Source organism: Methylobacterium sp. GC_Met_3, assembly GCF_026540775.1.
Lineage (GTDB): Bacteria > Pseudomonadota > Alphaproteobacteria > Rhizobiales > Beijerinckiaceae > Methylobacterium.
In genome coordinates this window covers 200,601-212,957 of record NZ_JALNUL010000005.1, presented here as the reverse complement: position 1 = coordinate 212,957, position 12,357 = coordinate 200,601, and the positions used below count along the sequence as shown (strand labels likewise).

Below are 12,357 nucleotides of genomic sequence, written 5' to 3'. Positions count from 1 at the left end.
GTTCACGGTAACGGTTCGTTAACCATTCTTGGTGACTCTCTTCGCATCCCGGCGCCGCAGCGATCTGGAGCGGCCGAAGGACGAGAGGGAGCCATGAAGCTGTCAGGCGTCGATTCCGAGGAACTTTCGCACGTGGGACAGCCTCCGAAGCGGACGATCGACACGCGTCGGCTCGGCCTCTCGCTGCGCACCGTCTATGAAGGCAGCGTCGATACGCAGCCGATCACCGACACCCATGTCGAGCTGCTTCTGCGCCTGCGCCAGAAGGAGCGGGAGCTGCGCCGGGTCGGCTAACGCGATCCGGCTTTCGAACGCTTCACCAGCGGCGCGCCCCAGGCCGCCGCCGATACTCGGCTGCTCGAATCAGGGTGAGGACCCGGTCGAGATCTTTCAGCAGATCCGCCTCCTCGCGCCGCGCTGCCGCAGCCGCCTCCGGATCGCCGCTGAACTTCTGACGTGCCTGCGCGAGAGTCAGGGCGCGCTCCACCGCCTCCCGTTCGGCATGCAGGGCAAGCCAGTTCGGATCGGTTTCCGTCGCTGAATCGGCGTGTTCGCCCTCCACGGTTCCCAGTCCCTTCCCGCGCCGTTGCCGGTAGGAACGCGCGAGACCCGCGAACCGTGCCGCACGACCTGCGGCGCGATGTCATGCCGGTGTCATCTACCTGTCGTAACCGCGCAGCCATCGGGCGGCTGGCGCTGGATCTCTCAAGGATCGGCCGCAAGGCTCTGCCGCGGGCATGAGCATGCCGGCGGAGCAGCGCAGGCTCCAGCCCGACGGCAACGGAGATTCCATGAGACCCTTCGCTTACGCGCTCGCCGTCGGCCTTGCGACGGTACAGCTGGCGTCTGCGGCGCTGGCCGCCGACATCACCGGAGCCGGGGCTACGTTCCCCTTCCCGGTCTACTCGAAGTGGGCCGAGGCCTACCGGAAGGAATCCGGCTCGGGTCTTAACTATCAATCGATCGGATCCGGCGGCGGGATCAAGCAGATCCAGGCCAAGACGGTCGATTTCGGCGCCACCGATGCGCCGCTGAAGGGCGAGCAGCTGGCCAAGGACGGCCTTGTCCAGTTCCCCACCGTGATGGGCGGCGTGGTGCCGGTGGTGAACATCGCGGGAATCGAGCCGGGCAAGCTCAAGCTGACCGGCGACGTGCTCGCCGACATCTACGCCGGGAAGATCGCCAAGTGGACTGATCCGCGGATCGCGAAGCTCAATGACGGTCTGAAGCTGCCCGACACGAACATCACGCCGGTCTACCGCTCCGACGCCTCGGGCACGACCAACATCTTCACCACCTACCTGTCCCAGGCTTCGGAGACGTGGAAGAAGGAGTACGGCGCGGCCACGACGATCTCCTGGCCGGTCGGTCAGGGCGGCAAGGGCAACGAGGGCGTGACCGCCACCGTGAAGCAGGTGCCGAATTCCGTCGGCTACGTCGAGTCGGCTTACGCCAAGCAGAACAAGCTGGCCTACGCCCTGCTGCAGAACAAAGCCGGCAAGTTCCCGCAGCCCGACGACAAGGCGTTTCAGGCGGCGGCCGCCAGCGCGGACTGGAAGTCGGCCCCCGGCTTCGGCATCTCGCTCACCAATCAGGCGGGCGAGGATGCGTGGCCGATCACGGCGGCGACCTTCATCCTGGTCCACAAGGACCCGGCCGATCCGGCCAAGGCCGCCGATGTGCTCAAGTTCTTCGACTGGGCGTACAAGAACGGCGACAAGCTTGCCTCGGATCTCGACTATGTTCCGCTGCCGGACAACGTCGTGGCGCTGATCCACGAAGAGTGGAAGAACGTGAAGGGCAAGGACGGGAAGCCGGTTTACAACATGTAAGTCCAACGGGGAGGAGGCTTCGACCTCCTCCCTCGCTTCTGAGATCCCGCCGCGCTACCACGTTATCCTTCGCAGAGAACCGCGGATGTCTGCTTTGACTGAAACGATTGCCCTCGGCCGAACCCGTACGTCGGCGGCGCGGAAGGGACCGAGCCGGAACATGGACGCCGTGTTCCGCGGCTGCGCGTACGGCGCGGCGTTGCTGGTGCTGACCGTCCTCGTGGGGATCATCGGCTCCATCGTCTACGGCGGCCTGCCGGCCTTCCGGGAATTCGGCTTCGGCTTCCTGACCTCCAGCGTCTGGAACGTCGGGACCGAACAGTACGGCGCGCTCGTGGCCGTGATCGGAACGGTGATGTCGGCGCTCCTGGCCCTCGTGATCGGCGTCCCGGTCTCACTCGGCATCGCCATCTACCTGACGCAGCTCTGCCCCGGCTGGGCGCGCAAGCCAGTCGCGATGACGATCGAGCTGCTCGCCGCCGTGCCGAGCATCATCTACGGAATGTGGGGCCTGTTCATCTTCGCCCCGCTCTTCGCCCGCTTCGTCGAGATCCCGATCTCGAACATCGTCGAGGGCCTGCCGATCGTCGGGACCGTGCTGTATGCCCGCATCCCCTCGGGCGTCGGCGTGCTCACCGCCGGCATCATCCTGGCGATCATGATCGTGCCGTTCGTGGCCTCGATCGCCCGCGACATGCTCGACCAGATCCCCACGATCCTGCGCGAGAGCGCCTACGGCGTCGGCTGCACCACCTGGGAGGTGACGCGCTTCGTCCTGATCCGGCACGCCTCGGTGTCGATCATCGGCGCGATCATGCTCGGCCTCGGCCGTGCGCTCGGCGAGACCATGGCGGTGACCTTCGTGGTCGGCAACGCCAACCGCCTCTCGGCCTCGATCTTCGATCCCGGCTCGACCATCGCGTCCCGGATCGCCAACGAATTCAACGAGGCGGACGGCATGCAGCTCAACGCCCTGATGGCGCTCGGCTGCATCCTGTTCGTCATCACCTTCATCGTCCTGATCGCCGCGCGAATCCTGACGTCACGCGTGCGGGTTGCTTGAGGAGCCCCATGGACGCGATCAACACACTCGCTGCGCCGCCGCTCGTGCAGAGCCGGGTCCGCCCCGGCCGGCGCCGGGCGGACGCCATACTCCGCGGCTTCTGCGCCTTCGCCACGCTGCTCGGCATCATCGTGCTCGGCTCGATCCTGCTGATGCTGATCGTCGAAGGCGTGCGCGGCTTCACGCCGACGCTGCTGACGCAACCGACCCCGGGTCCGGGCAGCGAGGGTGGCGGCATCGCCAACGCGGTGCTGGGCAGCCTGATCCTGACCACGATCGGCATCGTCATCGCGACCCCGGTCGGCGTGATGGCCGGGACCTTCCTGGCGGAATACGGCCGGACCTCGAAGCTGGCCGTCCTGATCCGCTTCCTCAACGACATCCTGCTCTCGGCGCCGTCGATCCTGATCGGCCTGTTCGTCTACACGCTGATGGTGCGGCCCATGGGCAGCTATTCCGGCTGGGCCGGCGGCATCGCGCTCGCGATCATCGCCACGCCGGTGATCGTGCGGACCACCGAGGACATGCTGAGCCTCGTGCCGGGCACCCTGCGCGAGGCCGGCGCGGCGCTCGGCGCTCCGCCCTCCATGGTGATCATGAAGGTCAGCTGGCGCGCCGCCTCGGCCGGCATCGTGACGGGTATCATCCTGGCGCTGGCCCGCATCGCCGGCGAGACCGCGCCGCTCCTGTTCACCGCCCTCAACAACAACAGCTGGTTCAGCCCCGACCTCATGGGTGGCGTCCCGAACCTGCCGGTGATGATCTACCAGTTCGCGCTCTCGCCCTATGCCAACTGGCAGCAATTGGCCTGGGCCGGAGCGCTCCTGATCACCATGACCATCCTCGCCCTCTCCGTGATCGCCCGCTTGGTGATCAAGCCGCAGCGTGCCCGCTGAAGCGCGAGCCGAAGGATTAGCCCGATGAGCCATGCTGCAGCGACCGCCGCCGAGCCCCTTATGCAGCCTTCCGCCAAGGCCGGTGCCGACACCAAGGCGCCCGTCCGGATCGCCGTGAAGGGGCTGAACTTCTACTATGGCCAGTTCCACGGCCTGAAGGACATCAACCTCAACTTCCATGATCGGCAGGTGACCGCCCTGATCGGCCCGTCGGGCTGCGGGAAGTCGACGCTGCTGCGCACCTTCAACCGGATCTACAGCCTCTATCCGGAGCAGCGCGCCGAGGGCGAGATCCTGCTGGACGGCGTCAACATCCTGGATTCGAAGGTCGATCTCAACGATCTCCGCGCCCGGGTCGGTATGGTGTTCCAGAAGCCGACGCCCTTCCCGATGTCGATCTACGACAACGTCGCCTTCGGCATCCGCCTCTACGAGAAGCTGCCGAAATCGGAGCTCGACGACCGGGTCGAGGCGTCGCTGCGCAAGGCGGCGCTCTGGGACGAGGTCAAGGACAAGCTCAAGCAGTCCGGCATGGGTCTGTCGGGGGGGCAGCAGCAGCGTCTGTGCATCGCCCGCACCGTAGCCCAGCGCCCGGAGGTGATCCTGTTCGACGAGCCGACCTCGGCGCTGGACCCGATCTCGACGGGCCGGATCGAGGAGCTGATCGAGCAGCTGCGCGACGAATTCACCATCGCGATCGTCACGCACAACATGCAGCAGGCGGCGCGCATCTCGCAGTTCACCGCCTTCATGTATCTCGGCGAGCTGATTGAATTCTCACAAACCGAAAAAATGTTCATGAACCCGACCGAGCGGCGCACGCAGGACTATATCACCGGCCGCTTCGGCTAAGCTGTTTCGAAGACCGGTTTCCGCGCCATCGCGACCCGGGCGCCGCGGCGGCCGGGCGGGATCGCGGCAACCGGGTGGGATCGCACGTCCTGGCCCCCATCGAAGGATCCACTCATGCCCGGCCATATCGTTACCTCCTACGACACCGATCTCGAAAACCTCCGTCGCTCGATCTCGGAGATGGGCGGCGTGGCGGAGAAGATGACCACTGAGGCGACCGACGCCCTAGTGCGCCGCGACGACGGGCTCGCCCAGGCGGTGATCCTCGCCGACAAGCGCCTGGACGCCCTCCAGAGGGACATCGAGGAGCGCTCCGTCCTGCTGATCGCCCGGCGGCAGCCCCTGGCGATCGACCTGCGCGAGACCATCTCGGCGATCCGCGTCTCCGGCGACCTGGAGCGGATCGGCGATCTCGCCAAGAACGTGGCCAAGCGCGTCGTGGCGATCTCCGATCAGGCGCCGGCGCAGAAGATCGTGCTTGGCGTGCGCCACATGAGCGACCTCGCGGAGGGCCAGCTGAAGGACGTGCTGGACGCCTATGCGAGCCGCGATATCGAGGCGGCCCACGACGTGTGGGAACGCGACGGCGAGATCGACGCGCTGTACAATTCCCTGTTCCGCGAGCTCCTGACCTACATGATGGAGGATCCGCGCAACATCTCGTTCTGCACGCACCTTTTGTTCTGCGCCAAGAACGTCGAGCGCATCGGCGATCACACGACCAATATCGCCGAGACGATCCACTACCTCGCCACGGGCGAGACGCTCGCCGGCGAGCGACCGAAGAACGATGCGTCGAACTACGTGACGGTGGATGGGGGGCTGGCGCCGTGAAGCGCTTCCCGGAGCGCAGGATCCTGGGGGCGTCCCTGGGGGCGTCGCCGCCGTGACGGTCGGTTTGGGTTGAGGCTGGGCGGAGCCTCCGGCACCATTGCCGCGTCCGCCGCGAGAACGGGTCATCGAAGGTGAGTATGCAAGTCCTGATCGTCGAGGACGAGGAGGCATTGACCACGCTGCTGCGCTACAACTTGGAAGCCGAGGGCTTCCTGGTGGATTCAGCGGCAAGGGGCGACGATGCGGAACTGCTCCTGGCCGAGCGCATGCCCGACCTGGTCCTGCTCGACTGGATGCTGCCCGGCCTGTCCGGAATCGAGCTTTGCCGCCGAATCCGGGCCCGGCGGGAGACCGAGCGGCTGCCGGTGATCATGCTGACCGCCCGGGGCGAAGAAGGTGACCGGATCCGCGGTCTCGGGACGGGCGCGGACGATTACATCGTCAAGCCGTTCTCGGTTCCGGAACTGCTCGCCCGCATCCGCGCGCTCCTGCGCCGGGCCAAACCGGCCCATGTTTCCGATCGTCTGGCCGCCGGCGACCTCGAACTGGACCGCACCGGCCATCGGGTGCGTCGGGCCGGCGAGGAGCTGCACCTCGGCCCCACGGAGTTCCGGCTGCTCGAATTCCTGATGCTGGCCCCGGGCCGGGTCTTCTCCCGCGAGCAGCTTCTCGACGGGGTCTGGGGTCACGACGTCTACATCGACGAGCGCACCGTCGACGTCCATGTCGGACGCCTGCGCAAGGCGCTGAATGGCCCACGCCAGACCGATCCGATCCGCACGGTGCGCGGTTCCGGCTACGCCTTCGACGAAACCTTCTCCCTCGAAGCCTGAGTCGCCAAGTCCCGGTTTCAAAAGGTCGAGACCTTTTGCGGGTGCAGGGCAGAGCCCTGATGTTGGACGAAGCCCGAGCGTCAGGGCTCCGCCCCGACACCCTGCCAAAGGGCAGCCGCCCTTTGGGAACCCCGATCAGCGGATGAGCGCAGCGCTCCGGTTAGCGGCCGGCACGGAGGCCAGAGCCTGGAGCACCGTGCCCTCGGTGAGGATCTGGGGCAGCACCTGGGGCTCACCGGCACCTTTGTAGAGCAGGTAGAGCGGAACACCACTCCGGCCGTGCTTCTCCAAAAGGCGCGTGATCTCAGGGTTCTGGTTGGTCCAGTCACCCTTCAGATAGGTGATGCCCCGCTCGGCCAACGCGGCCCGCACGGCCTTCGTGGACAGGGAGGTCGTCTCGTTGACCGCGCAGGTGATGCACCACGCGGCGGTCATGTTGACGAAGGCCGGCTTGTGCGCAGCCGCCAGAGCGTCGAGGCGGGCCTGCGTGAACGGCTCGATCCCGCCGGCGGCGGCCTGCGCAGTCGGCGTGGCACGGTCCTGTGGGAGGGTGGACACGAGGGCCACCACGGCGATCAGGGCGAGCGCCGCACTGACCTGCGCGATCCGGCGTGCCCCGGGGGCGGCGGCGCGCCCGCGCTCCCAGGCCCAAGCAGAGAAACCCACCAGCACGAGGCCGATCAGGGCCGCCAGAAGGCCGCGCGGATCGACCTGCTGCGCCAGGACCCAGACCAGCCAGGCCACGGTGGCGTAAACCGGGAAGGCGAGCACCTGCTTGAGCGTCTCCATCCAGGCACCCGGCCGCGGCAGCGCCCGGAGGGCCGGGGGCCAGAGAGTGAGAGCCAAGAACGGCAGAGCGAGGCCGAGCCCGAGGCTCGCGAACACAGCAAGCGCCACGGCTGCGCTCTGGGTCAGCGCGAAGCCGACTGCCGAGCCCATGAACGGCGCCGTGCAGGGCGTCGCCACCAGCGTGGCCAGCACGCCCGTGAAGAACGACCCACTCAGGCCAGACCGTCGGGCCAGGCGATCGCCGACACCCGCGAGCCGTCCTCCGACCTCGACCACGCCGGACAGGTTCAGGCCCATCGCGAAGAGCAAATAGGCGAGCCCGGCCACGACCAGGGGCGATTGCAGCTGGAACCCCCAGCCGATCGCCGCCCCTCCGCCCTTCAGGGCGATGAGCACTCCAGCCAGACCAAGGAAACTCGCCAACACGCCGGCCGTATAGGCGAAGCCGTGCAGGCGCAGGCGGGCCGGACCCTCGCCCGCATGCCGCACGAGGCTCAACACCTTGATCGACAGGACGGGGAAGACGCAGGGCATCAGGTTGAGGATGAGGCCGCCGAGAAAGGCGAAGGCGGCGGCCGCGGCAAACGTCAGCAGATCGAACTCGGGCGCGGCGGCCCCGGTCGGACTCGCCGCAACGGGGTCCGGCGGAGCGGTCGCGGTCGGAAGCACCGGCTCGTCGCCATACGCGAAGGCGAGGCGGCGGCTGCCGGATTCCGTCACCTCGTCCAGGGTCAGCACACCCGGAAGGGCCGTGGGCGCCGCTTCGGTCGGGCTGCTCCGCGCGACGGTGAGGTGCAGCCCGGTGCCGTCGACCGCCATCAGCTGCGCGGCCGCGTTGTCGATCGCGGTCTCGGCATACGGGAAGTAGGCGGCGTTCCGGATCGTGTCGGGCTTGAGCCCCGACGCCGCGAAATCGAGCTGCAGGGTGTCGCCCTGGCTCGACAGGCTCAGCGGCCAGAGCGCAGGGGTGGGGAGGGCGGCCCGGGCGCGGACGAACAGGACTGCGTTGTCCGGGTCGGGACGCGGCTCGCCCACCGGCAAGGTGAGGGCGAGATCCGCGGAGCCCGGCACGCACTCGGTCTCGCAGACGAGGTAGGTCAGTTTGGCCTGAATCTGCACCGGGTTGGCCGGATCGAGGCTCGGAGGCGGCGTCACGGGGACGAGGAGCGTGACCTCACCCTCGTAGCCGTAGTTCATCAGCGTCGCGATCGGGATCCGCTCCGGCGCCGGCCACTGGAGCGCCCCGGCGTTGAAGCCGGCCGGCAGGGTCCAGGTCACCTCGGGCGGTAGGCCCGAATCCCCCGGGTTGCGCCAGTAGACGTGCCAGCCGGGCTTCACCTGCATCCGCACGGCAAGGGTGAAGGGCTGCGCCCCCGCCACCGCGGCGGCCTCGGCCACGAGGCTCGACCGCACAAGATCCGGCGGCGTGCGCAGGCCCTGCGCCAGAGCCGCCGACAGGCTCGCGGCGAGGACCAGGATCGGGAGGACAAGGCGGCGGATCATGCTGTCCCTTCGCGCGCCGGGCGGCCGCGGTTTCAGGCCCGGCGTTCGGGCTGTTCCGTGACGACGCGCTTACCACGAAGGGGTGTGGCGGTCGCGCGTCGCGGCCTCAACCGGGCAGCGGCGCCGTGGCGCGTGCCAGCCAGTCGCGCGCTCCGGCATCGAGTTCCGGCGACAGGGCCTCGCGGACTCGGGCATGGTAGGCGTCGATCCAGGCGCGCTCCCCCGGTTCGAGCAGCTCGGTCTGGATCAGATTCCGATCGTAGGGCGCCAGCGTCAACGTCTCGAAGCCGAGCATCGGGCGCTCGCCATCCGTGATAGCACGCGTCTCGACCAGAACGAGGTTCTCGATCCGGATGCCGTAGGCGCCGGCCGCGTAGTAGCCCGGCTCGTTCGACAGGATCATGCCGGGCTCGAGCGCCACCGTGCCGGTCTTGGCAATCCGTTGCGGCCCCTCGTGCACCGACAGGAAGGCGCCGACCCCGTGGCCGGTGCCGTGATCGAAATCGAGCCCCGCCTGCCACAGGGGCGCCCGGGCGAAGGCATCGATCTGCGCGCCGGTCGTCTTGGTGGGAAACACCGCCCGGGCGATGGCGATATGGCCCTTCAGCACCCGGGTGAAGCGATCGCGCATCGCCGCGCTCGGCGCGCCCACCGCGACAGTGCGGGTGATATCGGTGGTGCCGTCCGGGTATTGCGCACCGGAATCGATCAGGAACAGCTCGCCCGCCCGGACCGCCCGGTCGCTGGCGCGGGTGACCCGGTAGTGGACGATCGCCCCGTTGGGGCCGGATCCCGAAATGGTCGGGAACGAGACGTCGCGCAGATCGCCGCCCGCGGCGCGGAAATCCTCCAGTGCCTCGACCGCGGCGATCTCGGTGAGGCCGCCGGCCACGGCGGCCGCGTCAAGCCACGCCAGGAAGCGGACGACGCTGGCCCCATCGCGCAGATGGGCGGCGCGCGCGCCCGCGATCTCGGCGGCATTCTTGACCGCCTTCATCGCGGTGATCGGATCCTTGCCGACATCGACCGTGCCGCCGGCCGATTCGATCCGTTCCTTGAGGGCGACCGCGCCCGTGGCTGCATCAAGCCGGACCCGGGCGCCGCTGAGCGAGGCCAGCCCATCCTCGAGCTCGGCCCGCGGCAGGATCTCGGCGAGGGGCGCGAGGGCGACGCGCAGGTCCTGATCGACGACCGGCGAGGCCAGGAAAAGGCGCGCCTGCCCCTCGCGCGGCAGGATCGCGTAACCGAGGGCCAGGGGCGTATGTCCGACATCGGCGCCGCGGAGGTTGAAGGCCCAGGCAAGGTTGTGCGGATCCGAGATCACCAGGGCGTCGCAGCCAGCCTCCGTCAGGCTGTCCCGCACCCGGGCGAGCTTGTCGGCGACTGCCTCGCCCGCCAGCGCGTCCGGATGGCGGATGGCCCGGCCGGCCGGCGGCTTCGGCCGACCGGCCCAGACGGCGTCCACGAGGTTCGGCACGGCCCGCAGGGAACCGCCCGCCTTCGTGGCCGCCCGTTCCAGGCGGGCCAATCCGTCCGGTGTGTGCAGCCACGGGTCGTAGCCCAGCACCTGATCGCGCTTGAGATTGGCTCCGATCCAGGCCTCGGGCGTCGTTTCGGCCAACGGCACGATCGTGAGCATGCCGGTATCGACCTGCTCGGGCGCCTGAAGCGTGTAGCGGCCATCCACCACCAGGGCTGCGAATTCCGCCAGAATCACCGCTGTCCCGGCCGACCCGGTGAACCCCGTGAGCCAGGCGAGGCGCTCGGCGTCGGCGGGGACGTATTCGGACTGGTGCTCGTCGGCACGCGGCACGACGAAACCGTCGACCCCCGTCTCGCGCAGGGCGGCCCTCAGAGCCTCGATCCGTTCCGGCCCTTTGCGATGGCCCGGATCATCGAAGGTCTGGAAGCGCTGGCGTGGTTGGGACGGTGGCGGCTCGATCATGGCGGGAGGGTAGAGCGCTCGCCGCCGGCATGGCAACCGACCCAGCATCGGGAATGCAGGGTGAGGGCGCGCAGGATGCCCGTACAGGTTGTCAGCCGAACGCCATCATGCGGTGCGCAGCCCAGCAATTGGTGACGCGCATCCCTTACTCAACATGAAAAAATCGCGAACAATCTTATCACGCCGTGGGTTTTGGCCTATCTCGGGATCATGGCACGTCGCGTTTACTACCGGATCAGCGACAGACCGGATGGCTGCTTCGACGCCATCGTGACGGTCGAACCCGATACTGTCGTTCGCCGTGAGGGCTTCGCGTCGCTCGCGGAGGTCGAGGAGTGGATCGAGGGCCTGCGTGCCCTGATGGCCGCGCTTGGCGCGCCGGTGTCGCAGTGCTTCGAGGATCCGGCTCACGCGCAGCCGGCCGAGGCCGGATCCAGCCGTGTCTGCCCGCCCGGCAAGGTCCGAGCCGGGCGCTGAGGGCGCCGGCATCGAACAAACGTGATCCGCGCGGACATTTAACGGGTCGGAGACCGGCACGGGCCCGGGCCTTACGCCGGCCCATCGCACCGGCATGCGCGCGGTTCAGCGCCGATGGCGTCGCACGGGGCGCGCGGCCGCGCCGCCGCGCATCAGCACGAGGGCGACCCAGCCCTCGATCAGACCACGGCGCACGAGGGCGAAGCCCTGGTGCCGGTAAGCCGAGAGAACGCCCGGGACATCGCGCTCGATCAGGCCGGACAGGACCAGAACGCCGCCGGGTGCCACCACCCGCGTCAGCGAGGGGGCGAGGAGCCGCAGCGGCCGCGCCAGGATGTTGGCGAAGACCAGATCGAAATGGCGCGGACGGGCCGCAAGCGGGTGGCGCACACCGGGGCCGAGATAGAGCTTGAGATAGGGGCCGAGACCGTTGGCGCGGGCGTTCTCGCGAGCCGTGAGCACCGCCTCCGCGTCGAGATCGCCGGCCACGATGGGCTGGCGCAACGCCTTGGCGGCCGCGAAGGCCAGGATGCCGGTGCCGGTGCCGACATCGAGGATATGGGCCGGCCGCCGCCGTTTCAGCACCTGGACCAGCGCCCGCAGGCAGCCGAGCGTCGTCCCGTGGTGCCCCGTGCCGAAGGCCAGCGCCGCCTCGATCTCGATCGGCAGATCGTTGGCGCGCACCGCTTCCCGGTCGTGCGAGCCGTGAACGATAAAGCGCCCGGCCCGGACGGGCTTCAGCCCCTCCAGCGACGCCCGCACCCAATCCTGCTGGTCGATCGTACGGAATTCGGCCGCGTCGGCCGCGTCGCCGATCACCGGCCGGATCAGTGCGCGGACGTAGTCTTCATCGGGTGCATCCGCAAAATAGGCTTCGAGCCGCCACGTGCGTCCATCCTCATCCTCGAAAGCCGCGACAGCGGTCTCGGTGGGATCGAACATCTCGCCCAGAAGATCGGTCATGGCCCGCGCCGAGCGCTCGTCGGTCAGCAGGCACAGGACGTGGGACGGGCGATGGGGCGGCAAACCTTCCAGCATGGGTCCGGGCTGTAACGCCGACGCGCGCGACATCACAGGGGGCAAGCGGATGCCGATGCGAAAAAACCGACGCCGCCCGGCGGGATCGGCCGGGGCCCTCACGGTCGCGGCGCGGTTTGTTGCGCTGGAGACACAAGCAGCAATACTCACTTCGTTGACGTTCTAAATCACTATCTCGGTCAAAAATGTGTGGTTAGACAGTCTCGGCTTCCCGAAGCCAGACCCCTCAACTCCGGCACGCCACTCATTCGTGAGTTGGCGCGCCAGTTTTGACAGGCACACATATCTGATGACC

General features: G+C 68.3%; 12 protein-coding genes. 8 read left to right on the top strand and 4 right to left on the bottom strand.

Features of this window, described 5'->3' with window-relative positions; all coding sequences use genetic code 11:
• Positions 1-93 precede the first annotated feature (93 nt).
• Positions 94-294 (top strand): hypothetical protein, encoded by a 201-nt coding sequence (locus tag OXS27_RS10100; protein WP_243920530.1) that lies wholly within the window; start codon positions 94-96, stop codon positions 292-294.
• 22 nt (positions 295-316) lie between these two features.
• Here OXS27_RS10100 and OXS27_RS10095 read toward each other — a convergent pair whose 3' ends face one another.
• Complete coding sequence (locus OXS27_RS10095) at positions 317-562, bottom strand: hypothetical protein (RefSeq protein WP_243920527.1); 246 nt, start codon at positions 560-562, stop codon at positions 317-319.
• Between the two features lie 229 nt (positions 563-791).
• On the opposite strand from OXS27_RS10095, the gene pstS reads away from it, so the two are divergent.
• From pstS to phoB, 6 genes are all read left to right on the top strand, one after another.
• The gene (gene pstS, locus OXS27_RS10090; RefSeq protein WP_243920525.1) at positions 792-1,832 is read left to right on the top strand and encodes a phosphate ABC transporter substrate-binding protein PstS; all 1,041 of its coding nucleotides are present in this window, start codon (positions 792-794) and stop codon (positions 1,830-1,832) included.
• 85 nt (positions 1,833-1,917) lie between these two features.
• Positions 1,918-2,895, top strand: a complete 978-nt coding sequence (gene pstC / locus OXS27_RS10085) for a phosphate ABC transporter permease subunit PstC (protein WP_267355926.1) — start codon at positions 1,918-1,920, stop codon at positions 2,893-2,895.
• 8 nt (positions 2,896-2,903) lie between these two features.
• Entirely contained in the window at positions 2,904-3,791 is an 888-nt protein-coding gene (pstA, locus tag OXS27_RS10080; RefSeq protein WP_243920522.1) for a phosphate ABC transporter permease PstA, read from the top strand.
• Positions 3,792-3,851: 60 nt separating this feature from the next.
• Positions 3,852-4,643, top strand: coding sequence for a phosphate ABC transporter ATP-binding protein PstB (pstB, locus tag OXS27_RS10075; RefSeq protein ID WP_243920627.1), 792 nt, complete (start codon positions 3,852-3,854; stop codon positions 4,641-4,643).
• Between the two features lie 114 nt (positions 4,644-4,757).
• A complete protein-coding gene (phoU, locus tag OXS27_RS10070; protein ID WP_243920520.1) occupies positions 4,758-5,477 on the top strand; it encodes a phosphate signaling complex protein PhoU in 720 nt (239 codons plus the stop codon).
• 137 nt (positions 5,478-5,614) lie between these two features.
• Entirely contained in the window at positions 5,615-6,310 is a 696-nt protein-coding gene (phoB, locus tag OXS27_RS10065; protein WP_243920625.1) for a phosphate regulon transcriptional regulator PhoB, read from the top strand.
• A gap of 135 nt (positions 6,311-6,445) precedes the next feature.
• Here the strand turns inward: phoB and OXS27_RS10060 are convergent, their stop codons facing one another.
• Positions 6,446-8,602, bottom strand: coding sequence for a protein-disulfide reductase DsbD domain-containing protein (locus OXS27_RS10060; RefSeq protein WP_267355924.1), 2,157 nt, complete (start codon positions 8,600-8,602; stop codon positions 6,446-6,448).
• Positions 8,603-8,708: 106 nt separating this feature from the next.
• A complete protein-coding gene (locus OXS27_RS10055; protein WP_267355923.1) occupies positions 8,709-10,547 on the bottom strand; it encodes an aminopeptidase P family protein in 1,839 nt (612 codons plus the stop codon).
• A gap of 210 nt (positions 10,548-10,757) precedes the next feature.
• Between OXS27_RS10055 and OXS27_RS10050 the strand changes: the two genes are divergently transcribed.
• Entirely contained in the window at positions 10,758-11,024 is a 267-nt protein-coding gene (locus tag OXS27_RS10050) for a hypothetical protein (protein WP_243920514.1), read from the top strand.
• 105 nt (positions 11,025-11,129) lie between these two features.
• Here the strand turns inward: OXS27_RS10050 and OXS27_RS10045 are convergent, their stop codons facing one another.
• Positions 11,130-12,062 (bottom strand): 50S ribosomal protein L11 methyltransferase, encoded by a 933-nt coding sequence (locus OXS27_RS10045; protein ID WP_267355920.1) that lies wholly within the window; start codon positions 12,060-12,062, stop codon positions 11,130-11,132.
• Between the last annotated feature and the right edge of the window lie 295 nt (positions 12,063-12,357).

Coding starts and splice junctions, on each gene's coding strand:
- phoU (WP_243920520.1), top strand. CDS start 4,758: ATGCCCGGCCATATCGTTACCTCCTACGACACCGATCTCGAAAACCTC.
- pstC (WP_267355926.1), top strand. CDS start 1,918: ATGTCTGCTTTGACTGAAACGATTGCCCTCGGCCGAACCCGTACGTCG.
- OXS27_RS10100 (WP_243920530.1), top strand. CDS start 94: ATGAAGCTGTCAGGCGTCGATTCCGAGGAACTTTCGCACGTGGGACAG.
- OXS27_RS10055 (WP_267355923.1), bottom strand. CDS start 10,547: ATGATCGAGCCGCCACCGTCCCAACCACGCCAGCGCTTCCAGACCTTC.
- OXS27_RS10050 (WP_243920514.1), top strand. CDS start 10,758: ATGGCACGTCGCGTTTACTACCGGATCAGCGACAGACCGGATGGCTGC.
- pstS (WP_243920525.1), top strand. CDS start 792: ATGAGACCCTTCGCTTACGCGCTCGCCGTCGGCCTTGCGACGGTACAG.
- phoB (WP_243920625.1), top strand. CDS start 5,615: ATGCAAGTCCTGATCGTCGAGGACGAGGAGGCATTGACCACGCTGCTG.
- OXS27_RS10060 (WP_267355924.1), bottom strand. CDS start 8,602: ATGATCCGCCGCCTTGTCCTCCCGATCCTGGTCCTCGCCGCGAGCCTG.
- pstA (WP_243920522.1), top strand. CDS start 2,904: ATGGACGCGATCAACACACTCGCTGCGCCGCCGCTCGTGCAGAGCCGG.
- pstB (WP_243920627.1), top strand. CDS start 3,852: ATGCAGCCTTCCGCCAAGGCCGGTGCCGACACCAAGGCGCCCGTCCGG.
- OXS27_RS10045 (WP_267355920.1), bottom strand. CDS start 12,062: ATGCTGGAAGGTTTGCCGCCCCATCGCCCGTCCCACGTCCTGTGCCTG.